19 protein-coding genes are annotated in these 20,970 nt (G+C 67.2%); 7 read left to right on the forward strand and 12 right to left on the reverse strand.

Going from position 1 to position 20,970, the window contains the following annotated elements:
* Positions 1-37: 37 nt before the first annotated feature.
* Positions 38-529 (reverse strand): methylated-DNA--[protein]-cysteine S-methyltransferase, encoded by a 492-nt coding sequence (locus FHR95_RS12895; protein WP_183314675.1) that lies wholly within the window; start codon positions 527-529, stop codon positions 38-40.
* Positions 530-739: 210 nt separating this feature from the next.
* Here FHR95_RS12895 and FHR95_RS12900 point away from each other — a divergent pair, with 210 nt between their 5' ends.
* From FHR95_RS12900 to FHR95_RS12915, 4 genes are all read left to right on the forward strand, one after another.
* On the forward strand, positions 740-2,056 hold the full coding sequence (locus FHR95_RS12900) for a DUF2252 domain-containing protein (protein WP_183314676.1): 1,317 nt from the start codon (positions 740-742) through the stop codon (positions 2,054-2,056).
* A 109-nt stretch (positions 2,057-2,165) separates the two neighbouring features.
* Positions 2,166-2,618, forward strand: coding sequence for a hypothetical protein (locus tag FHR95_RS12905; RefSeq protein ID WP_183314677.1), 453 nt, complete (start codon positions 2,166-2,168; stop codon positions 2,616-2,618).
* 78 nt (positions 2,619-2,696) lie between these two features.
* Positions 2,697-3,311: a flavin reductase family protein gene (locus tag FHR95_RS12910; protein ID WP_040184309.1), complete on the forward strand. Its 615-nt coding sequence runs from the start codon at positions 2,697-2,699 to the stop codon at positions 3,309-3,311.
* 97 nt (positions 3,312-3,408) lie between these two features.
* Positions 3,409-3,660, forward strand: coding sequence for a hypothetical protein (locus tag FHR95_RS12915; RefSeq protein ID WP_246378571.1), 252 nt, complete (start codon positions 3,409-3,411; stop codon positions 3,658-3,660).
* Positions 3,661-3,696: 36 nt separating this feature from the next.
* On the opposite strand, the gene FHR95_RS12920 is transcribed toward FHR95_RS12915, so the two are convergent.
* From FHR95_RS12920 to dctP, 6 genes are all read right to left on the reverse strand, one after another.
* On the reverse strand, positions 3,697-4,446 hold the full coding sequence (locus tag FHR95_RS12920) for a haloacid dehalogenase type II (RefSeq protein ID WP_183314679.1): 750 nt from the start codon (positions 4,444-4,446) through the stop codon (positions 3,697-3,699).
* 11 nt (positions 4,447-4,457) lie between these two features.
* Positions 4,458-5,975, reverse strand: a complete 1,518-nt coding sequence (locus FHR95_RS12925; protein ID WP_183314680.1) for a malonate--CoA ligase — start codon at positions 5,973-5,975, stop codon at positions 4,458-4,460.
* Positions 5,972-7,327 (reverse strand): malonyl-CoA decarboxylase, encoded by a 1,356-nt coding sequence (locus FHR95_RS12930; RefSeq protein WP_183314681.1) that lies wholly within the window; start codon positions 7,325-7,327, stop codon positions 5,972-5,974. The genes FHR95_RS12925 and FHR95_RS12930 overlap by 4 nt, the downstream gene beginning before the upstream one ends.
* 13 nt (positions 7,328-7,340) lie before the next feature.
* A complete protein-coding gene (locus FHR95_RS12935) occupies positions 7,341-8,675 on the reverse strand; it encodes a TRAP transporter large permease (RefSeq protein WP_183314682.1) in 1,335 nt (444 codons plus the stop codon).
* Between the two features lies 1 nt (position 8,676).
* Positions 8,677-9,192, reverse strand: a complete 516-nt coding sequence (locus FHR95_RS12940; protein WP_183314683.1) for a TRAP transporter small permease subunit — start codon at positions 9,190-9,192, stop codon at positions 8,677-8,679.
* A 65-nt stretch (positions 9,193-9,257) separates the two neighbouring features.
* Complete coding sequence (dctP, locus tag FHR95_RS12945; protein ID WP_040184334.1) at positions 9,258-10,259, reverse strand: TRAP transporter substrate-binding protein DctP; 1,002 nt, start codon at positions 10,257-10,259, stop codon at positions 9,258-9,260.
* A 214-nt stretch (positions 10,260-10,473) separates the two neighbouring features.
* On the opposite strand from dctP, the gene FHR95_RS12950 reads away from it, so the two are divergent.
* Positions 10,474-11,145, forward strand: a complete 672-nt coding sequence (locus FHR95_RS12950; protein ID WP_183314684.1) for a GntR family transcriptional regulator — start codon at positions 10,474-10,476, stop codon at positions 11,143-11,145.
* 58 nt (positions 11,146-11,203) lie between these two features.
* Here FHR95_RS12950 and FHR95_RS12955 read toward each other — a convergent pair whose 3' ends face one another.
* Positions 11,204-12,088 (reverse strand): DMT family transporter, encoded by an 885-nt coding sequence (locus tag FHR95_RS12955; protein ID WP_183314685.1) that lies wholly within the window; start codon positions 12,086-12,088, stop codon positions 11,204-11,206.
* 123 nt (positions 12,089-12,211) lie between these two features.
* Here FHR95_RS12955 and FHR95_RS12960 point away from each other — a divergent pair, with 123 nt between their 5' ends.
* Positions 12,212-13,084 carry a LysR substrate-binding domain-containing protein gene (locus tag FHR95_RS12960; RefSeq protein WP_183314686.1) on the forward strand — a complete coding sequence of 291 codons (873 nt, stop codon included), beginning with the start codon at positions 12,212-12,214 and terminating at the stop codon, positions 13,082-13,084.
* Between the two features lie 105 nt (positions 13,085-13,189).
* Positions 13,190-14,662, forward strand: coding sequence for a protein adenylyltransferase SelO (locus tag FHR95_RS12965; protein ID WP_183314687.1), 1,473 nt, complete (start codon positions 13,190-13,192; stop codon positions 14,660-14,662).
* A 74-nt stretch (positions 14,663-14,736) separates the two neighbouring features.
* Here FHR95_RS12965 and FHR95_RS12970 read toward each other — a convergent pair whose 3' ends face one another.
* The 4 genes from FHR95_RS12970 to FHR95_RS12985 form a co-directional block, all read right to left on the reverse strand.
* On the reverse strand, positions 14,737-15,129 hold the full coding sequence (locus tag FHR95_RS12970) for a cupin domain-containing protein (RefSeq protein WP_183314688.1): 393 nt from the start codon (positions 15,127-15,129) through the stop codon (positions 14,737-14,739).
* An 83-nt stretch (positions 15,130-15,212) separates the two neighbouring features.
* Positions 15,213-16,115: a helix-turn-helix transcriptional regulator gene (locus FHR95_RS12975; protein ID WP_183314689.1), complete on the reverse strand. Its 903-nt coding sequence runs from the start codon at positions 16,113-16,115 to the stop codon at positions 15,213-15,215.
* Positions 16,116-16,305: 190 nt separating this feature from the next.
* Positions 16,306-19,698, reverse strand: a complete 3,393-nt coding sequence (locus tag FHR95_RS17170; protein WP_246378573.1) for an efflux RND transporter permease subunit — start codon at positions 19,696-19,698, stop codon at positions 16,306-16,308.
* Complete coding sequence (locus FHR95_RS12985; protein WP_183314690.1) at positions 19,695-20,708, reverse strand: efflux RND transporter periplasmic adaptor subunit; 1,014 nt, start codon at positions 20,706-20,708, stop codon at positions 19,695-19,697. The genes FHR95_RS17170 and FHR95_RS12985 overlap by 4 nt, the downstream gene beginning before the upstream one ends.
* Positions 20,709-20,970 lie beyond the last annotated feature (262 nt).

A 20,970-nucleotide genomic window follows, 5' to 3' on the forward strand; every position in this document is an offset into this window, starting at 1 on the left:
ATGATGCTGACGTTGCGTCTCGCCACCGCCCGACGGCTCAGCCCAGCGCGAAGGGAATCTCGCCGGCCTCGTGCGCCAGCAACCACTGCTTGCGGCCGATGCCGCCGGCATAGCCGGTGAGCCGGCCGTCGCTGCCGATCACCCGGTGACAGGGCACCACGATGGCCAGCGGGTTCTTGCCGTTGGCGGCCCCGACGGCGCGCTGGCCGCCCTTGCAGCGCAGCTGCTCGGCGATCTCCGCGTAGCAGCGCGTCTCGCCAAAGGGGATGGTGGCCAGCGCCTGCCAGACGCGGCGCTGAAAGTCGGTCCCCTGCGGGGCGAGCGGCAGATCGAAGGCCTGGCGGGTGCCGGCGAAGTACTCGGCTAGCTGAGTGCACGCGCGCTCGGTGTGGGCGTTCGGTCGGGCCGGCGCGTTCTCTTCCATGACGAAGGTGATCTCGGTGAGCCCGCCGGCCGTGGCCCGCAGGCGGATCAGGCCGAGTGCGTCGCTTTCCGGCGGCTGAAAATACTCCAGGGCATCGTCATTCATTGGCTTGGCTCCTGATGTGAGGGGACCAGTGTGAGGGGACCACGGCTGTTGAGGCCAAGGCGACCGCATGGAGTCACTGAATCAAGGCACTCGCCTTAAGCGTACCGCCTTTAGGGGCTTGTCGCTGTCGGCATCGGCTGTTTGACTGGCGAGGGCCGCGGGATCGTGGCCCTCGCCAGTCAAACAGCCGATGCCATCGGGAGTCCCTGCATGTCGCCACCCCTCACGCGCCACAATCGTCCTCGCCGGGTCCTCGACGCCATCGAGGCCGCCAATGCCACCCTGAGCGAGGGTGATCGCCAGGCCAAGTACGCCAAGCTGGCCGAGTCGCCTTATCGTTTCTTCCGCGGCACCAATCACCTCTACTGGGACGATGTCTGGTACGACTGGCGTTTCTCCCTCTATGGCGGCCTGCCGGCGACCCAGACCTGGCTTCAGGGCGACGCCCACGCCTACAACTTCGGTGCCTACGGGCATCACGACGATGCCGTGCGCTACGGCATGGACGACTTCGACGATGCCCTGGTCAGCGACTATCAGTATGACCTGTGGCGCCTGGCCATCAGCCTGGTGCTGGATGCCCGGGAGAATACCGAGCTGTCGGGCAAGGCGGTTCGCAAGGCGCTCAAGGCGCTGGTGACCAGCTACCACGATGAACTGGCTCGCCACGCGGAAGGCGAAGTGCCCGGCGCGGTCACCCTCGCCACCGCCACGGGGCCGCTGGGGCCCTTCATGAAGAAGGTCGGCAAGAAGAAGAGCCGGGCGAAGATGCTCGATAAATGGACGCAGCTCACGGAGGAGGGCCGGCGCTTCGCCGAACGTCCCGACAAGCTGGCAGCCCTGCCGGCGCACCTGGCCAGCCAGTTGCGCAAGGCGGTGGAGGAGGAGTATCGCCAGACCCTGCGCAGTGCGGGTGATGAGGCGGAAGAGGGCCACTTCCGGGTCAAGGACATGGCCCGGCGGCTCGATGCCGGTACCGGCTCGCTGGGTCTGGAGCGCTACTATGTGCTGATCGAGGGCGGACAGGACCACGAGCATGACGATGTCATTCTCGACATCAAGCAGCAGGTGCCGCCGGAGGGCTGGCGGCTGATGGGCGCTGTCGAGAAGCGCGCCTGGCGTCGCGCCTTCCCCCACGAGGGAATGCGCCATGCGGCGGCTTTCCTGGCCATTGCCGAGCATCCCGACCCCTACCTGGGCTGGCTGCACCTGGGCGACCGGGTGTTCTCGGTGCGTGAGCGCTCGCCCTACAAGGAGGACTTCCCGACCCACAAGCTCGACGGCGCCAAGGCCTATCGCAAGCTGGTCGAGCAGTGGGGGCGTATCCTGGCCAGGGAGCACCTGCGCGGCGCCCACGCTCTCAACCCGGAGGATCCCGGCAGCTTCGCCCGCGCCGTGGGGGCCTGCGTCGAGGGGCGGATGGAGCGCTGCGTGGACATGGTGACCACCCTGGCGCTCAACTACGCCGACTGCGTGCGTCAGGACTATCGCACCTTTCTGGCCTGGAACGACGAGCCCTCGGCATGAGCCGCGGGTTGTCCTGCGTCACCTTGCGACCTGGTCTCGTAAACTACGCTGAGAGGCAGGCCGTAGTTACGGCCCTGATCGATCATTGGAAATACCCAGGAGGCATGTCATGACACACGTGATTCCTTTCGCCAAGGGAACCCTAGGCTCGTTGGCCGCTGCCCTGCTACTGGCGGCGGGGCCCGCCCTGGCCAACGAGGGCCACGATCTGACCTTCAGCGGTGATGGCACCTTCGTTGCCCCGCATGGCGGCCAGGCGATCGAGGTAGCGCTCTTTGATGTGACGGCCGGCGAGGTCGTGGCTACCGATGCCGGCACCGTGGCGTCGGAGGAGCCACCGGCCTTCTCCTTCACCTTCCCCGGCGCGCTGGAGGAGGGCCGGCTCTATGACGTTCACTACTGGATCGACTCCAACTTCGGAGGCGGCAGCGAGGGCAGCTGTGATTCTGTGAACGTCGATCACCAGTGGCGCGTGGCCCTGACGGATGTCACCGAGCCGGTCAGCCTCCAGGTCGCCCACGATCCTGCCGAGCAGGCACCGGTCTGCACCAGCTTCGAATAGTGGCTTAGCGGTTCCTTGGACATCGGGCCCGACGGAGGCGACACTCTCGGGCCCTGATCCAAGGAGCGAAACCACACCATGAGCGACTACCTGCTGGAGGAGCACGGGCTGAGCCCGGGCAAGATCTACCGACTGCTCTCGGGCAGCATCTGTCCGCGCCCCATCGCCTGGGTGTCGACCCGGGACAAGGCGGGGAACACCAACCTGGCACCCTTCTCGTTCTTCAACGTGGTGAGCGTCAATCCGCCGGTGCTGGGCTTCTCGCCGCTTCTCGACGGCGATGCCAACCCCAAGGACACCATCCGCAACCTCGACGAGGTGGCGGAGTGCGTGGTGCACATCAGTGGCGAGGGGCTGGTCGAGGAGATGAACGCCACCAGCGCGGGATTGGCGCACGGCGACGATGAGTTCGCCCACGCCGGCCTCGAGAAGGCGGCCATGGCGGGCGTCTCGGTACCACGGGTGGCATCGGCGCCGGTGGCCTTCGGCTGTCGGCTGCGCGAGATCATCCGCTTCGGCGACCAGCCGTTGGCCGGCAACCTGGTGCTGGCCGAGGTCGTGTCGATCCATGTCGACGATGCCCTCTGGGATGGCCGGCATGTGAGCTTGGAGGGGCTCAAGCCCATCGGGCGCATGGCCGGCAATGACTACGCGCGCTGCACCGACCTCTTCGAGGTGGCTCGCCCCGCCTAACGCTACTCTCGCCATGTCCCCATCGACGCCACTGACAACGCCGGACGGCCGCTACCTCGTGGTTCGGGGCCGTTTGTGGCGCTGCACGAATCCGGCATTGCCGGAACCGGAACGCCACGGCTGGGTGCAGCGGCTGATGCGTGCCCGGCGGGGCGTGGCCCAGGCCAAGCGTGATCGAGACGCGCAGGCAGAACGCGAGGCCCGCGATCAGGTAGACGAGGCCAAGCGTGCGCTGGGTGAGCGCGGCCCGGTGTGGTGGGAAGACGGTGCGCCGGACTACACCCGGTGCAAGGTGGAGAATACGCCCTACGCCGACTGGTATGCGGGGTTGCAGGCTCCGCAACGATGATCCCGGTTGGCCGGTCATCCTCGCGTGCGGCGTTCTTCAATGGCGTGCGCCCCCGGGCAGGCCGAGCCGGTCGGCCAGATCTTGGATGTCGTCGGCGACCAGGTCGACGATGGGGTCGACGGAGAGGTCAGGCGTCGCGTCGGGGCCGTGCTCCAGCGGGCGTCGGATGAAGGCGGTACGGAATCCCTCGCGGTGAGCGGCCTGGAGGTCGTCCTGGTGGGCGGCGACCATCAGCATCCGCTCGGGGGGCTGGTCGAGCAGGCGGGCCGCCATGTGGTAGACCTCGGGGTCGCGTTTGTAGTGGCCGGCGAGTTCCGCCGAGAGCACGCAGTCCCAGGGCAGGCCGGCGCGCTTCGCCATGTTCACCAGCAGCGAGACGTTGCCATTGGAGAGGGTGGCCAGCACGTAGCGCTCGCGCAGGCGGGCCAGCCCGGCGACGCTGTCCGGCCAGGGCGCCAGGCGGTGCCAGACCCGGTTGAAGTGCTCCCGCTCGGCCTCGTTGAGGGCATCACCGATGCCGAACTCCTCCAGCAGGCGGTCCAGCGTCATGCGGTGCAGGTCATCGAGGCGCGTCCAGGGCAGCTCGCCGTGGCGCACCCGGTCCATGGCCGGCGCATAGCCGCCGCGCCAGGCGTCGGCGAAGGCCGCCCAGTCCACCGTCAGGTCCAGGCGCTCGCCCAGCGCCTCACCCTCGCGGATGACGCTGCTGCGCCAGTCCACCACGGTGCCGAAGACATCGAAGGTCAGGGCCCTGACATCGGCCAGGGCGGCAGGCGGTTGCGGCATGCTCGGGTCCCTCAGCGGTAGGTGTCCTGATACTGCTCGCGCAGCTGATTCTTCTGCACCTTGCCCATGGTGTTGCGCGGCAGGCCGTCGGCGAAGAAGACCCGCTTGGGCTGCTTGTACTTGGCCAGCTGGCCCTGCAGATGGTCGAGCACTTGCGCCTCGTCGAGGCTGGCCCCCGGTTCCGGTACCACCACCGCAGTGACGCCTTCCCCCAGGTCGGCATGGGGCAGGCCGATCACCGCGGACTCGTGGACGCCTTCGAGCTCGTCGATCACCTGCTCGACCTCCTTGGGATAGACGTTGTAGCCGCCGGAGATCACCAGGTCCTTGTCGCGTCCGACGATGTGCACGTAGCTGCGTTCGTCGACCATGGCCAGGTCGCCGGTGACGAAGAAGCCGTCCTCGAGGAGCTCCTCGCGGGTCTTCTCGGGCATCCGCCAGTAGCCGACGAAGACGTTGGGCCCGCGGATCTCCAGCATGCCGATCTCGCCCTGCGGCACCGGCTCGTGGGTCTCGCGGTCGGTAATGCGGTACTCCACACCGGGCAGCGGCATGCCCACCGTGCCGGCGCGACGCTCGCCGTCGTAGGGGTTGGAGAGGTTCATGTTGGTCTCGGTCATGCCGTAGCGCTCGAGGATGGCATGGCCGGTTTTCTGTTCGAACTCGCGGTGGGTCTCGGCGGTCAGCGGTGCCGAGCCGGACACGAACAGGCGCATGTTGGCGGTGACGTCTGGGGTCAGGCGCGCGTCGGCCACCAGTCGGGTGTAGAAGGTCGGCACGCCCATCAGCACCGTGCCGCGGGGCATCTCCTCGAAGATCACGTCGGCGTCGAACTTCGGCAGGAAGAGCATGCTGGCGCCGGCCATCAGGGTGACGTTGCAGGCCACGAAGAGCCCGTGGGTGTGGAAGATCGGCAGGGCGTGGATCAGCCGGTCACGCTCACTAAAGTGCCAGGCCTTGGCCAGGGTGGCGGCGTTGGAGCCCAGGTTGCGGTGCGTCAGCATGGCCCCCTTGGAGCGTCCGGTGGTGCCCGAGGTATAGAGAATCGCCGCCAGGTCATTGTCGTCGCGCTCGACGATGCTGTCGTGCGGCACGGCCACCTCGGCCTTCTCCATCAGGCTGCCGTCGGCCGTCGTACCCAGGGAGGCGACCTGGGGGCAGCCGGTGTCGGCGGCGATACTCTGGGCACTCTCGACATCTGCCGGGCGGCAGACGAACAGCGCCGGTTCGGCATCGGCGAGGAAGTAGTGGATCTCCTCCCCGGTGTAGCCGGTGTTGAGCGGCAGGTAGACCCCGCCCACGCGCAGCGTGGCCAGGTAGAGCAGGATCGTTTCCGGGCTCTTGTCGACCTGCACCGCTACCCGGTCGCCCGGCGTCACGCCCAGTTCGACCAGGGCACCGGCCAGGCGCTCGGTGGCGGCCAGCGCCTCTGCATGGCGATAGCCGCGGCCCTGGCGGGTGGTGATGAAGTCGGCGTCGCCGCGCTCGCGCATGCGCTTGGCGAAGGTGGCGAAAAGGTTCTGGTTCATTTTGACGTTTCTCCCTTGGCCAGTTTCCTGGCCTTGCGGGCGAGGTCCTTGACCTCGCTCGACCGGGCCACGGTGGCATTGGACGTATAATTCTCGTGATTGCGCTCGATGTCGTCGAGCACATAGAGGTAGTTGACCATCAGGCCGGCGGCCTGCCTCAGGCCCTTGGCCGAGACGTCGCCCAGCCAGTTGATGCGGTGCAACTCGGCGCCGTTGCCCAGATGGAAGCGGGCCACCGGGTTGAGCGGCAGGCCGCGGGCGTTCTTCTCCTCGACCAGATAGCGGGCGGCCAGCGGCTTGATCACCGCCTTGAGGCGTTCGCTCAGCTCGGCATCTTCGTGCCATTGCGGCGTGTCCAGTTCGGCGAGGGTCTCGCGCACCGTCTCAGGCAGGCGCTCGTCCTCGCGCCGCTCGGCCAGCCACTGGGCGAAGCCGGGCACCGGAGAAAGCGTGACGAAGTGCTTGAGCTGGGGCAGCTCCTGCTTGAGCTCCTGCACCACCTGCTTGATCAGGAAGTTGCCGAAGGAGATGCCGCGCAGACCGGTCTGGCAGTTGCTGATGCCGAAGAAGGCCGCGGTATCGGCGAGTTCGGGATCGTCGACGCCGGCATCCTCGCCGGCCAGGATCGGCTGGATGCGGGCCGGCAGCCCCTTGTGCAGCGCCACCTCCACGAAGATCAGCGGATCGTCGCCGATCGCCGGGTGGAAGAAGGCGAAGCAGCGCCGGTCGCGGGCATCCAGCCGGCGGCGCAGGTCGTTCCAGTCGCGGATCTCGTGCACCGCCTCATAGCGAATGATCTTCTCGAGGATCGAGGCGGGGGTATCCCAGTCGATGCGCTTGAGCATCAGGAAGCCGCGGTTGAACCAGGAGCCGAACAGGTGGGCGAAGTCGGCATCGATGGCCGAGAGCTCGGGATGCTCGCGCAGCAGCCCGAGCAAGTCCTCGCGCATGCGTACCAGCTCGACGGTGCCGCCGCTGGTCAGGTTGAGACGACGGATCAGCTCCTGGCGTCGCGGCTCGCAGGCCTCGAACAGCGCCTCCAGGCTCTGGTTGTCGCGCCGCTCGGCATAGCGGGCATAGGCGTCGTCGATCTGTGCCGGCTCGGCAGCGAAGTCGCTGGCCAGCCGCTCGAAGAAGGACTGTCGCTCCTCCGGTCCCAGGCGCTGGTACATGCCCAGCGCGCGGCTGGCCAGGACAATGCTCGAGGCCTCGCCGTCGCTCGCCAGCAGTGCGTGGCAGGCGTCCACCAGACGGCGGTGATCCGGCGGCGCCCCGTCTCCCTGGCGGCGACGCAGCAGGGCGTCGCGCTGGGTGATCGACTGGAACATCTCCTGCAGGAAGGTCATGTTCATGATGGCGTCTCCGTCAGCCCATGAGCAGGTCGGGAAGCCACAGGGCGATACCCGGGAAGAAGCACAGCAGGACGATCGCCAGCACCATGCACAGGGCATAGGGCAGGCTGCCCATCAGGATGTCGCGCAGCGAGATATCCGGCGCGATGCCCTTGATGATGAACAGGTTGAGTCCCACCGGCGGGGTGATCAGGCCGATCTCCAGGTTGATGGTCAGCACCACCGCGAACCAGTAGGGATCGAAATTCGCGGAGAGGATGATCGGCAGCAGGATCGGTGCGGTCATCACGATTACTGCCACGGGCGGCAGGAAGAAGCCGGCGACCAGCAGGAAGACGTTGATCACCGCCATCAGCACCCAGCGGTTGACCTCCAGGTCGGCGATGGCGCCGGCCACGGTCTGGGTGATGAACAACGAGGAGAGCGCATAGGCGAACACCTCGGCACAGGCGATCACCAGCATGATCATCACGCTTTCGCGCAGTGAGTCGCGCATGATCAGTTTGATCGGTCCGAGCTGCCACATGCGGTAGATGACGATGGCCAGCGCCAGGCACAGGAAGGCGCCGACGCCGGCCGCCTCGGAAGGCGTGGCCACTCCGCCGTAGAGCGCGAAGAGGATGCCCACCACTACCGCCAGGAAGGGCAGCACGCGCACCAGCGCCTTGAGGTTGGTGTCGACGTTGGCCTTGATGGTCTCCTTCATCTGCCCGGCGGCCTGGCTCATGGGATTGTTGTAGCCCCCCGCCATCTTGCAGGCGATCACCGTCCAGATCATGAACAGGCCGGCCAGCATGAAGCCCGGCACCACGCCGGCGATGAACAGCCGGCCGATGGAGGTCTCACTGGCAATGCCGTAGATGATCATGGTCACCGAGGGCGGGATGAGGATGCCCAGCGTGCCCCCGGCGGCGATGCAGCCGGCGGCGACGCCGTCCGGATAGCCGCGGGTGCGCATCTCGGGAATGCCCATCTTGCCGATCGCCGCACAGGTGGCGGGCGACGAGCCGGAGAGCGCCGCGAAGATCGAGCAGGCGCCGATATTGGAGACCGCGAGGCCGGCGGGCAGGCGGCCCATCCACAGGTCCAGCGAGCGATAGAGGTCGCGGCCGGTGGGAGAGGAAGCCACCGCGGCGCCCATCAGGATGAACATGGGGATGGCCACGAAGCCGAATTCCGCGAGGCGTTCGAAGAAGGTCTCGCCGAAGTAGGTGAGCTCGGGCATCCCGCGGTCGTAGAGCAGGGCGATCAGTGAGACGCCGCCCAGGGCGAAGGCAATGGGGGTACCGATGGCCATCAGCGCGATGAGGCCGACAGCGACGATGATACCCAGGGTGATCGGATCCATGTCAGGACTCTCCGCGCAGCATTTCGGCCACGTACTGCAGTGTGAGCAGGGTGGCGCCGAGGGCGACCGGCAGCAGCGCCGGCCATAGCGGTGGGTTCCATACCGTGCCGGTGGTCCACTGGCCGTGGAAGGCCTCGGCCACGTAGATCCAGCTGCCATAGGCCAGCGCCGCGCAGAAGGCGAAGCCGAACAGCGAGGAAACCCAGTACATGGCCTTGCGGATGGTGCCGCCGACCATGTCGGGAAGCAGGGTGATAGCCACGTGGCCACCGGTCATCAGCACATAGGCGCTGCCCATCAGCATGGCGCCGGTGACCGAGAAGATAGTGAACTCGGTCTGCCAACTGGTGCTCATGCCCAGCACATAGCGTACGAAGACCATGTGACAGATGGCGACGACCCCGGCCACGAACATGACCGCGGCGAGGTAGGCCGAGGCGCGGGCGATGATATCCATCAGGCGGATGTAGCCGTGCACCAGGGGCAAGCGTCTGGAATGGGTCGAGGGGTGGGGCATGTCGTCCTCCCGACGTCAGGGACACCGGCCGCCTGGGCCGGTGTCGATGGCTGAGAAGAGAGGGCTCATTCGACGGCCAGGGCGGCGTCGATCAGGGCCTGTCCGTTGGGGACGTTCTCGGCGAAGTTCTTGTAGGAGGTCTCCTTGGCGATCTCCAGCCAGGCGTTGTAGTCCTCCTCGCTCATGCTGACCACCTCGACGCCATTCTCCTGGAAGACCTCGACCATCTGCTGGTCCAGGCCGGCCGCCTCGGCAGCGAAGAACGCTTCGGCTTCCTCGGCGGCGGCCGTCAGCGCCTGCTGCTGCTCCTCGCTGAGCCCTTCCCAGCTCTGCTCGGAAATCAGGATCGGCTCGTACATGAACCACAGGGCGTGTTCGCCGGGCTCGGTGAGGCACTCCACCTGCTCGTAGATCCGGTAGGAGACGAAGGACATGGACGAGGTGTTGGCGGCATCCAGTACCCCGGTCTGCAGCGCGGTATAGATATCGGAGGAGGGCATCGAGGCGATCGAGGCACCAGCGCCCTCCAACATCTGCTCGAAGGCCGGGCCGGCGGCGCGGAAGGTCAAGCCGTCGACGGTCTCCGGGGCGGTGATGCAGTTCACGCTCGAGGCGAAGCCGCCAGCCAGCCAGGCGTCGGCCAGCACCCGAGCGCCGCCCTCGTTGATCACGTCCTTGATCATGCCCATGAACTCGGAGTCGTTGAGGCGCTGGGCGTGCTCGTGGTTGCGCACCAGGCCGGGCATCAGGGTGGCGGAGAACTCCGGGTGGCGGCCGCTGGCGTAGTCGAGCGGCAGGGCGGTGATGTCCAGGCGCCCGCGGGAGAGGGCGGCCCACTGTTCGCGTGCCTTGAACAGCGACTGGCCCGGGTAGACCTCGATTTCCAGGCCGACATCGGCCTCGGCGACCTTGTCGGCCATCATCTGCACCATCTCGTCGCGAACATCGCCTTGTCCGCCGGGGAACTGGTGGGAGGCGCGCAGCACGGTCTGGGCGGAGGCAGTGGAGCTCGCGGCGACGGCGGCCAGGGCCAGGCCCGCTACGATGGGAGTGAGTGAGGATTTCATGGCATCTCCAGAGACGTTGTTATTGTCGATTGTGGTGTGGTGAATTGTGATGTCGTAGAGCGAGTTGTTGTGGAATGAAATGTCCATCAGCGATGCTGATGTATACTTCAATAGACCCTTGGCTATACTAGTGTCAATTCGAGCGGGCTAGACAAAGGTGGAAGCCCAATCGCGATCAGCGTCGCAACGGCGCAGGGAAGGAGAGGAAAATCGCATGAAACGCTCCAATGCCCAGCGGCTCCGGGATGCCCTGGAGGACGACATCATCAATGGTCGCCGAGCCCCGGGAGAGCGCCTCGATCCCGAGACCCTGTGCCGCGACTTCGAGGTATCGCGGACGCCGGTGCGCGAGGCCATCCAGCAGCTGGTGGCCAGCGGCCTGGTGACGGTGACGCCGAAGAAGGGCACCTTCGTCGCCCGGGTGGGCCTCGACCAGCTGATCGAGATGTTCGAGGTGATGGCGGAGCTGGAGGGCATGTGCGGACGGCTCGCCGCGCGGCGCATTACCGAGGAGGAACTCGTCGCCCTGCGCGAGGCCCTGCTGCGCTGCGAGGCCGCGGCGAAGGCCGGTGATACCGACGAGTACTACTACGAGAACGAGGTCTTCCACCACGCCATCTATGCGGCCAGCCACAACGGCTTCCTGGCCGAGGAGGCGCGCCAGCTCAAGCAGCGCCTCAAGCCCTATCGCCGCCTCCAGCTGCAGGTCCGCAAGCGCATGGGGCGCTCCCTGGACGAGCATGGCGAGATCCTCAAGGCCATCGAGCACGGCGACGCCGAGCGGGCGGAGCGTCTGCTGCGCGAGCACGTGGTGATCCAGGGCGAGCGCTTCAGCGACTTCGTCTCCAGCGTGCGCCGCTTCGGCGCCCAGCTCGACGCCGTCTGACGGCGTCGCTCGGCCCGCAGAGACCGCAAAGCCGCACGCGTGGCAACCTGCCCGCTGATCAGCGCGAGGCGGTCATGCTGCCGGCGAGGACCAGCACGGCCGCCACCGGCAGCCGCCAGTCCGGCGCTGTGACCCCGGCCAGGACCAAGAACAGCGTGGCCAGCACCGGCACGGCATGGGCCAGGTTGCCGACCCGCTGTGCCTGCGGGTCGCGCATGGCGCGGTCCCACGCGAGCATGGCGATGCCGTAGGGGCCCAGGCCCAGGGCCGCGGTGGCCAGCAGGGCCGACGGCGAGGGCAGCTCGCTCACTCCGTCCAGCAGCAGGCTGGCGACGCCGGTCATGACGCTGGCAACGAGCAGCAGGTGTGGCATTCGCTCGCCGAGGCGCCAGCCCGGGACCTGACAGGCCAGGGAGTAAAGCGCCCAGCACAGTGCTGCCACCAGCGCCAGGCCGTAGCCGCCCCACGCCCCGGAGAACCCGCCCGACAGGACCTGCGGCGCGACCAGCAGTGCGGCGCCAGAGAACGCCAGCAGGGCCCCGCCGAGGGTGGCCAGCGGCAGGCGTCCCAGCACCCGCCAGCGGCTCGCCAGCAGGAAGAGCACCGGCCAGGTATAGGTGATCAGCGCGGCTTCGGCAGGCGGCGCCAGCGAGAAGCTGGCGAAGCAGGCGCCCACGGCACCGGCCATCAGCAGCGGCACCCCGGCATGGACCATCAGGCCATGGCCCCTGGAGAGCCCCGTGTCCCGGCGTCGCCCGCCACGCGCCATGGGCAGGGTGCCGAGTGCCCCGGCCAGCAGTGCCAGGGTCGAGAGACGAAGCGGCGGAAGCTCTCCTGCTCCGTCGACCAGCAGTGGCACCAGTGCCCAGAGTACTACCGCCAGGGCGGCGGCGCTGCCACCGAGCCAGGGGGAGCGAATGAGACGTGAGGCATGCAGCTGCATGGTCGTGGCCTCCGATATGGTGTGGACAAGAGCGGGGGAGATGGTGCCGCCATGCTATCCATGCCATATTCATCACGATAACGATCTTTATTGATCATATTCATCAAGAGTGGTGATGGTTTGATGCGTGCCCCGACCCTCGACCTCGGCCTGCTGCGTACCCTGGTGGCCGTCGCCGATACCGGCAGCGTGACCGCTGCCGCACGGCGCCTGGCCTATACCCAGTCCACCGTCAGCATGCAGCTGCAGCGCCTCGAGAGCGCACTGGGGGTCTCCCTGCACGAACGGGAAGGTCGTCGCCTGCGCTTTACCGCCGAGGGGGACCGCCTGCTGGGCCATGCTCGCCGGCTGCTGGCGCTCAATGACGAGGCGCTGGCCGACATGCGGGCGCGGCGCGTCACCGGCGAGCTCAACCTGGGGATTCCCGAGGACTACGCCAGCCTGCTCACCTCGGTGTTCTCCTGGTTCCATCAGCTCTACCCCGAGGTGCGCCTCCAGGTGACCTGCGGCACCAGCGCCCACCTGATGGAGCGGGTACGTGCCGACGAGCTGGACCTGGCGCTGGTCACCCGCCAGCGTCACTCGCCGGGCGGCGAGATGATCCGCCGCGAGCCGCTGGCCTGGGCGGTGGGGCTGCAGCACCAGCCCGCGCTCTCCGATCCGCTGCCCCTGGGGCTCTACTCTCCCGGGGCGGATCTGTTCCGCGAGGTGGCCGAGCAGGCATTGGCCGCCGCCGGTCGTGACTGGCGGGTGGCCTACATGAGCCAGTCCATGGTCGGCCTGGGCCCAGTGGTGCAGGCGGGGCTGGCCATCGTGGTGGTGACCCGCAGCATGCTGACCCCTCAGCTGCGTGCCCTGGACGAGTCGAGTGGCCTGCCGCCGCTGCCTGCCGTGGAGCTGGCCCTGCACCGCGCCGCGCGGCGGCCCACCGAGCCGGCCCGGCGCCTGGCCGAGCTGATCCGCGAGCAGCTCTCGCCGGTGGCCAGCGCGGAGTGAGCGCACCGATCGGCTATGGTCACGATAGGTCGAAAGGCATAATCCTGAGCGTTATACTCGGGTATTATCTTCCAGGCCTTGTCTCGGCCGCCGACCGGAGTCGCCATGTTTCCCGCGTTCACCCTTCGCTACGCCCGCCTGCCCGAGCACTTCTTCCTGCGCTTCGACCCCGTGCCCGTAGAGGCCCCACGACTGGTGGCCTTCAACCGGCCGCTGGCCGAGCAGCTCGGCTTCGACCTGGACGCCTTCGATGAGCACCAGGCCGCCGAGTGGTTCGCCGGCAATACCGTGCCGGAAGGCGCCGAGCCGCTGGCACAGGCCTACGCCGGCCACCAGTTCGGGCACTTCAACCCGCGCCTCGGCGACGGCCGGGCGGTGCTGCTCGGCGAAGTGACCGACCGCGCGGGCCGGCTGCGCGATATCCAGCTCAAGGGGGCCGGGATGACGCCCTTCTCGCGCGGCGCCGACGGCCGTGCCCCCTTGGGACCTGTGCTGCGCGAGTACCTGGTCAGCGAGGCGATGCATGTGCTGGGCGTGCCCACCACCCGGGCCCTGGCCGCGGTGACTACCGGCGAGCGGGTGTTCCGTCGCGTGCCGGAGCCCGGCGCCGTGCTGACGCGTGTCGCCGCCAGCCACCTTCGCGTGGGGACCTTCCAGTACTTCGCTGCCCGCGATGACCGCGAGGCGGTGCGCACTCTGGCCGACATGGCGATCGAGCGTCACTATCCTCAGCTTGCCGAGGTGGACGAGAGCGAACGCTACCTGGCGCTGGTGGAGGCGGTGGCTGCTGCCCAGGCGGCGCTGGTGGCCAAGTGGATGGGGCTGGGCTTCATTCACGGGGTGATGAACACCGACAACTGCAGCATTGCCGGCGAGACCATCGACTACGGCCCCTGCGCCTTCATGGAGGCCTATGATCCGGTCAAGGTATTCAGCTCCATCGACGAGGGCGGCCGCTACGCCTATCGCAACCAGCCATGGATCGCCCAGTGGAACCTGGCGCGCTTTGCCGAGACGTTGCTTCCGCTGATCGATGACGATCAGGAGCAGGCGGTCGAGAAGGCCACAGCGGCGATCAAGGCCTTCGAGCCGCGCTACGAGGCCGAATGGCTGGCGGTAACGCGCGAAAAACTGGGCCTCATGCAAGAGGAGCAGGACGACCGCGCGCTGGTGGATGCCTTTCTCGAGGCCCTGCGAGCCGGGCGCGCCGACTTTACCCTGGCCTTCCGCCATCTGAGCGAGGCTATCGAGCAGGACGCCCCCGCGCTGCTCGAGCTGTTCGAGACGCGGGAGGACATCGAGGCCTGGCTGCCACGCTGGCGCGACCGGCTGGCGAGGGAGGAGGTCGGCAGGGAGGCCGTCGCCGAGCGGATGCGAGCGGTCAACCCGCTCTATATCCCCCGCAACCACCGGGTGGAGGAGGCCCTGGCCGCCGCCGCCGAGCACGACGACTTCGGCCCCTTCGAGACCCTGCGCGAGGTACTGGCCGCCCCCTTCACCGAGCAGCCCGGCCGCGAGGCCTATACGCGGCCGGCGCCGCCCAGCGAGGCCGTGTTCCGCACCTTCTGCGGGACATGAGGGAAGCAAGGCGGAGTGGCCGGGGCGTTATGTCTCGGCAATGTCCCCGGCCAATTTCCCCAGTGAGCTGCGATTCACTCGGGCTGGGACACCATGATGGGCTCGCCCTTTGGGCCCACCTGGAAGACGATGAAGCTCGCACCGTCGGAGCTCAGGGTGCGTGCCACCATGGGTCTGTCGGGTGGCTCCTGGAAGGCCTCGCCGGCAGCAACTTTCCTGGCTTCCTGGCCCTCGACATCGATCTCGATACTCCCCTCGGTCACGTAGACGAAAACGTGTCCAGGGTGGATATGGCGATCGGTTTCCCAATCTTCATCCACATCGAAGCGGACGATGTTCGCCTCCATGCCCTCCACGCCCCCCAGCGTTGATGTCAGGATGGATGTTGTGTCCGCCTGGACCGGGATCAGGGCACTGGCGACAATGAGCGCTGTGGTACTACCGATGGTCAGCAGTTTCGGGTACATCGTGTTTTACCTCCATTCGGACGGAAACACCTCTTGCCGCGATGCAGGGCGGCACGCCCTTCAGCGGTACCGCTAGCCTAGGTCTAGGGGGCGGGCGCCGTCTTGAAGAAACCTGACCTCGCCCCAGGAGGACGCGCGGACAGGGAGTACCCAAGGCACTGGTGACGGTAGGTTGCCGGCGTACAGCCGGCCAGGGCATGGAACTCCCGGGTCAGGTGGCTCTGGTCGCAGTAATGGCACTCCAGCGCCACGGTCGCCAGTGCCTTTTCCGGCGTGCGCTCGAGGCAGGCAAGCGCTCTGGCAAGCTGCAGGTAGCGAGCCGCGGTCTTCGGCGTCATGCCGGTGTAACGCCGGAAACAGCGCACGAAGTGGCGATGGCTCCAGCCGAGGGTGCTGACGAGTTCGGAGACCGTCATGGCGCCCGCGGCCTGTTCCAGGCGGTGCCAGGCCCAGCGGATCTCGGCACGTACCCGCCAGGGTTGCCGCTCGAGGTATCGGCTCAGGGTTGTCTCCAGCAAGGCGAACCGCTGGCCCCAGGAGGCCGCCATGGTCAGCTGTTCGGTAAGCCGCTTTACGGTGTCGCCAAGCAGGGCGTCGAGCGGTATTACCCGATCTTCGAGCCTTTGGGTGCCGCCCCCGAACAGTTCGTAGGCCGTACAGGGCGAGAGGAGAAGCTCGAAACAGGTACGTTCCCCGTCATGCCGAATGATCAGCGGTGGGTGGTCGGGACCGACCAGGAAAGAGCCATAGGTGCCTTGCGTATCCGGTGCGGTCAGGGAAGTGATACGGATGGGGTCGCCCAAGCCGATAACCAGGGCGACGCGGCCGCGAGGGGGTTCCAGGCGCTGGACGGGGCTTGCCAGGCAGACGCTGAATGCCTGGAGCCGGCCAATGCGCTCGTTCAGGCCTCCGGAACGATGACGGTGACACTGCCAGGCGCTCTCTCCCGGGGCCGGGGGTAACCACACTCCTGCAGCGTGGGCCATTGTCGACACTCCTCGCACGGGGAGGTTCGCAGGCTGGAGATGTGCTGACGATGCGGCTTGCTTATCAACAGTTGTCGTCTACCGGCAGCCGGCTGTCAAAGGCGGGAAGGGCAGCCACTCGCCGCGTGCGGTATTCGGTATGGCATAGCCAGGGGGAGAGGGAAGGCATCGACAACACGACGCCCGGCCCTCATGGCGACGCACGTCCTTCCCTGGCACGCTCCAGGGCGTAGTAGAGCAGCGGCACCACCAGCAGCGTCAGCAGCGTGGAGGCGGCAAGCCCGAAGATCAGCGAGATGGCCAGGCCATTGAAGATGGGGTCGGCGAGAATGAAGAAGGCGCCGAGCATCGCCGAGACCGCCGTCAGGGCAATGGGCTTGAGGCGCACGGCTCCGGCAAGCACCACGGCATCGTCGAGCGCGACCCCCTCGTCACGCAGCTGGCGAATGAAGACCACCAGCAGGATGGAATTGCGCACGATGATGCCGGCAAGGGCGATCATGCCGATCATGCTGGTGGCGGTGAACTCCCGATCGAGCAGGGCATGGCCGGGCATGATGCCGATGAGCGTCAGGGGAATCGGTGCCATGACCAGCAGCGGCAGGAGGTAGGAGCGGAACTGGGCCACCAGCAGCACGAATATCATGAACACCCCCACGCTGTAGGCCAGGCCCATGTCGCGGAAGGTCTCGTAGGTGATTTGCCATTCACCGTCCCACTTGAGGCTCGCGCTTTCGGGCAGCACCGGCTGGCGGATGAAGGTCTGCTGCGGGGCGCTCTGCTGATCGGAAAGCCTCTCCACCATGCGGAACATGCCGTACAGCGGCGAGTCGATCTCGCCGGCCATGTCTGCGGTGACATAGGTCACCGGCAGGAGATCCTTGTGGTATCGCACCCCCGCCCACTCGACCTCCTGGATCTCGGCAATGCTGGCCAGCGGCACGCGGCTGCCGTCACGACTGCGCACGGCAAGGGACAGCAGCCGGGCGGGCTGGGCCTTGTCACCCTCCTCGAGGATCAGGCGAATGGGCACCGGATACTTGGCCTGAGGGTCGTGCAGATAGCTTGCCGCGCTGCCTTCCAGGCTGGTCTGGAGCGCCATGACCACCTGGGCCTGGGAGACGCCCAGGCGCGCGGCCCGGTCGCGGTCGACCACCACGTTCCACTTGCGAGTGGGCGCATGCAGCGTGGTATCGATATCGACCAGGCCTTTCACCTCGCGCATCTGCTCGGCCAGATGGCGCGCCAGGGCGGCACGCTGCTCGGGTGTCACGGCGTAGACTTCCGCCACCACCGGCGAGAGCACGGGTGGGCCCGGCGGCACCTCGACGATCTTTACCCTTGCCGCGTGGCGCTCGCCGATGGCCTGCAGCGGATCGCGCAGGGCAAGGGCAATGGCGTGGGAGCTGCGTTGCCGCGAGGTCTTGTCGGCGAGAGTGATCTGGATGTCACCCTGATAGGGCGCCTCGCGCAAGTAGTACTGGCGAACCAGGCCGTTGAAGTTGATCGGCGAGGCGGTGCCGGCATAGCTCTGCCAATGAGCGATCTCGGGCACGCTCTCCAGGTAGCGTCCCATGTCCAGCAGCAGCCGCTGGGTCTGTTCCATCGGTGTGTGCTCCGGCATATCCACCACGACCTGCAGTTCGGACTTGTTGTCGAAGGGCAGCATCTTGAGGATCACCAGCTGGAATACTGGGAGCGCGATGGCGCCCAGCAGCAGTCCCAGCAGCCCCAGGCCCAGCAGGCGACGTCGCCATGGATGCCGGCCGAGAAAGGGGCCCAGCAGGGTCTGGAAGAGGCGCTGGAGGAGGGGATTCACGCCTGTGGCGGAGTGGTTGTTCCCCGATGACGGCTGATCCTTCGTGTCTTCGTCTCCCGGGCCCTCGTCTCCCGGACCCTCTTCTTGCGTGTTCTGCTCGACGTCCGTTGCCTGCGGGGCAACGTCTTCGCTCTCGGTTGCCTGCATGGCCCGAGGCTTCTTGTCCCGGTTCTGCGTGTCCCGGTGCTGGGTGTCTCGTTTCCTGGCGAGCAGGCGCATGGCCAGCCAGGGCGCGACCACGAAGGCCACCAGCTGCGAGATGACCATGCCCGCCGAGGCGTTGATGGGAATGGGGCGCATATAGGGGCCCATCAGTCCCGAGACGAAGGCCATGGGGATGAGTGCCGCCATGATGGTGAGGCTGGCCATGATGGTGGGTGTGCCGACCTCGTCCACGGCCAGCGGAACGACGTGCCGGGCCGACGCCCGGCTGCTGGCAAGGCGCCGGTTGATGTTCTCGGTGATGACGATCCCGTCATCCACCAGGATGCCGATGGAGAAGATCAGCGCGAACAGCGAGACCCGGTTGAGCGTGAACCCCCACGCCCAGGAGAACACCAGGGTCAGCAGCAGGGTGATCAATACCGACGTGCCCACGATCAGGGCCTGTCGCCAGCCCATGGCGGCGAGCACCAGCAGCATCACCGCCAGGGTCGCCGTGACCAGGTCGCGGATCAGTGTCCGGGTCTTGTCGGTGGCGGTCTTGCCATAGTCGCGGGAGACCACCACCTCGATGTCTGGCGGCAGGAGGCGGTTGGTCAGCTCGCCAAGCCGGTTCTCGATGGCCGTGGTGATATCGATCGCGTTTTCGCCGGCCTTCTTGGCGATGGCAAGCGTCACGGCCGGATAGAGATGGCCCGGCGAGAATTCTGGCCGGTCCGTGTCTTGCGCCGGGCCGAAGCCCATCATCACGCTGCGGTCGGGAACGGTCCCCCCGCGGCGGATCTCCGCCACATCGGAGAGTCGAATGGCGGCCCCCTGGTGCATGCCCACCACCAGGTGGCGTACGTCGACCACCTCCTCGAGCAGGGTGCCGGCCTGAAGCGGCAGCGAGAGGCCGTCGCGCGTCACCCGCGTCTCGCGGCTGCTGGTGTTGGCCGCGGCAAGGGCATTCTGCAGGTCGTCCAGGGTCAGGCCGACGCCGTTCAGCCGGGCCGGGTCGAGACGTACCTCCACCCTGTCGGCGATGCCGCCGATGGTGTACACATCGCGAGTTCCCGGAATGCGCTTGAGGGCCACCTCGAGCAGGTGAGCCAGGCGAGTGAGTTCTTCCCCGCCATGGCGTTCATCGGGATCGAAGAGGGTCAGGGTCATGACCGGCACGTCGTCGATCCCGCGCGGCTTGACCAGCGGCTGGCGCGTGCCGAGGTCCGGCGGCAGCCAGTCCTGGTTCGAATAGACCTGGTTGTAGGTCCTCACCAGGGCTTCCTGCCGCGGCAGGCCCACCTCGTACTCGAGGGTGATCACGGCCTGACCGGGGCGCGATACCGAGTAGATATGCTCGATGCCCTTGACCTCGCTCAGCACCTGCTCGGCCGGGGTGGCGATCAGATTTTCCACTTCCGACACCCCGGCGCCGGGAAAGGCCACCAGGATGTCCACCATGGTGACCTCGATCTGGGGCTCCTCTTCCTTGGGCGTGATCAGGATGACCACCAGGCCCATCAGGATGGCAATTCCGGCGAGAAGCGGGGTCAGCTTCGAGTCCTGGAAAACCCGGGCAATCGCGCCGGAGGGACCGACGGCCGCGTGACGCGCCTTCATCGCTCGTGTGACCCTTCCGTGTCTGCCGGCGGCGCCTGTTCCAGGCGGGCAGCGGCGTCGGGGTCGGTCAGAATGCGTTCGCCGGCGTCGAGACCGGCCAGCACCTCGAGTCGTCCTTTGTTCTCGATGCCCACCCGAACCTGGCGCAACCGCGGTCGATCCTGGTCATCGAGCACGAAGACGGCGCGCAGCTCGCTCCGCCTGATCAAGCTCCTGGCCGGAATCCACAGCGCGTCGCGGCGCGCCACTACCACGGCCACCTTGACCAGCATGCCCGGGACGACGTCCGTTCCGGGGGACTCGAGACGCGCTCGCAGGCGAACGGTGTCGCTTGCCGGGTTGGCCCGGGGGTAGAACGTCAGGGCACCGCTCTCGAGCGGCTGCCCCTCTGGCAGCGTGATCCGGGCCCGGGAAGCCTCGCGCACCTGTGCCATGTAACGACGGGGCAGGTCGGCCTCCACCCGAAGGGGTGCCGGGGCGAGGGTATCGAACAGCGGCTGGCCGGGGCGCACGGCCTCGCCTGGCTCCACGTGGCGCAGGGCGAAGATGCCGTCGTTTTCCACGCGCACCTGGGTATAGCTCAGCTGCTGCTCGGCCTCGGACACCCCGGCCAGGCCTTGCTGGCGGCGTGCCCTGGCAGCGTTCAGTCGGTTGGTGGCCTGGTCGAAGGCCTGCTCCGAGGCGAGATCCTGATTGCGGATGGCCCGGATACGCTCGAAGCGCTGTCGGGCATCCACGAGGTCAGTTTCGGCCTGCTCGAGGTTTGCCCGGGCCTGTTCCAGGCGGGCGCGCTGCTCGCTGTCCTCCAGGCGCAGGACGCGAGTCCCGGCGGTGATGCGGTCGCCGACCTCGAAGGGCAGCTCGACCACTCGGCCGCTGGTCTGGGCCGAGACGGTGTTCTGCCTGACGGCCTCCACGAGGCCATCGAGCACCAGCGTCTCCTTCAGCGTTTCACGAGTGACAATGGCCGTGGCCGGATCGTCATTGGCGGCACTTGCCGGGGACGACACGAATATCACGGCCAACGTCAGGGCGAGCAGCGGTCGGCAACAAAGGGGCATGGGCATAGGGCCGAATATTAAGAATAAGCATATGCCCTGTAGTTTAGCAGAGCTATTTCCTGGCAACGCCCCGTTCTGCAGGCATTGACAGCGGAAAACCCTGACGTGCATCAGGTGCCAGCCGGAAAGCGCCTCGCCGCCGAGTGCCGCGACAGCGCTAAGGGCACCCTGGAAAAGCGCAGGGCAGGTCGTGGCAAAGGCAGCACTGACC

This window comes from Halomonas fontilapidosi (assembly GCF_014192285.1).
GTDB classification, from domain to species: domain Bacteria; phylum Pseudomonadota; class Gammaproteobacteria; order Pseudomonadales; family Halomonadaceae; genus Halomonas; species Halomonas fontilapidosi.

Excerpts from the sequence above, each read along its gene's own strand:
- FHR95_RS12895 (WP_183314675.1), bottom strand. The coding sequence starts at position 529 with ATGAATGACGATGCCCTGGAGTATTTTCAGCCGCCGGAAAGCGACGCA.
- FHR95_RS12900 (WP_183314676.1), top strand. The coding sequence starts at position 740 with ATGTCGCCACCCCTCACGCGCCACAATCGTCCTCGCCGGGTCCTCGAC.
- FHR95_RS12905 (WP_183314677.1), top strand. The coding sequence starts at position 2,166 with ATGACACACGTGATTCCTTTCGCCAAGGGAACCCTAGGCTCGTTGGCC.
- FHR95_RS12910 (WP_040184309.1), top strand. The coding sequence starts at position 2,697 with ATGAGCGACTACCTGCTGGAGGAGCACGGGCTGAGCCCGGGCAAGATC.
- FHR95_RS12920 (WP_183314679.1), bottom strand. The coding sequence starts at position 4,446 with ATGCCGCAACCGCCTGCCGCCCTGGCCGATGTCAGGGCCCTGACCTTC.
- FHR95_RS12925 (WP_183314680.1), bottom strand. The coding sequence starts at position 5,975 with ATGAACCAGAACCTTTTCGCCACCTTCGCCAAGCGCATGCGCGAGCGC.
- FHR95_RS12930 (WP_183314681.1), bottom strand. The coding sequence starts at position 7,327 with ATGAACATGACCTTCCTGCAGGAGATGTTCCAGTCGATCACCCAGCGC.
- FHR95_RS12935 (WP_183314682.1), bottom strand. The coding sequence starts at position 8,675 with ATGGATCCGATCACCCTGGGTATCATCGTCGCTGTCGGCCTCATCGCG.
- FHR95_RS12940 (WP_183314683.1), bottom strand. The coding sequence starts at position 9,192 with ATGCCCCACCCCTCGACCCATTCCAGACGCTTGCCCCTGGTGCACGGC.
- dctP (WP_040184334.1), bottom strand. The coding sequence starts at position 10,259 with ATGAAATCCTCACTCACTCCCATCGTAGCGGGCCTGGCCCTGGCCGCC.
- FHR95_RS12950 (WP_183314684.1), top strand. The coding sequence starts at position 10,474 with ATGAAACGCTCCAATGCCCAGCGGCTCCGGGATGCCCTGGAGGACGAC.
- FHR95_RS12955 (WP_183314685.1), bottom strand. The coding sequence starts at position 12,088 with ATGCAGCTGCATGCCTCACGTCTCATTCGCTCCCCCTGGCTCGGTGGC.
- FHR95_RS12960 (WP_183314686.1), top strand. The coding sequence starts at position 12,212 with ATGCGTGCCCCGACCCTCGACCTCGGCCTGCTGCGTACCCTGGTGGCC.
- FHR95_RS12965 (WP_183314687.1), top strand. The coding sequence starts at position 13,190 with ATGTTTCCCGCGTTCACCCTTCGCTACGCCCGCCTGCCCGAGCACTTC.
- FHR95_RS12970 (WP_183314688.1), bottom strand. The coding sequence starts at position 15,129 with ATGTACCCGAAACTGCTGACCATCGGTAGTACCACAGCGCTCATTGTC.
- FHR95_RS12975 (WP_183314689.1), bottom strand. The coding sequence starts at position 16,115 with ATGGCCCACGCTGCAGGAGTGTGGTTACCCCCGGCCCCGGGAGAGAGC.
- FHR95_RS17170 (WP_246378573.1), bottom strand. The coding sequence starts at position 19,698 with ATGAAGGCGCGTCACGCGGCCGTCGGTCCCTCCGGCGCGATTGCCCGG.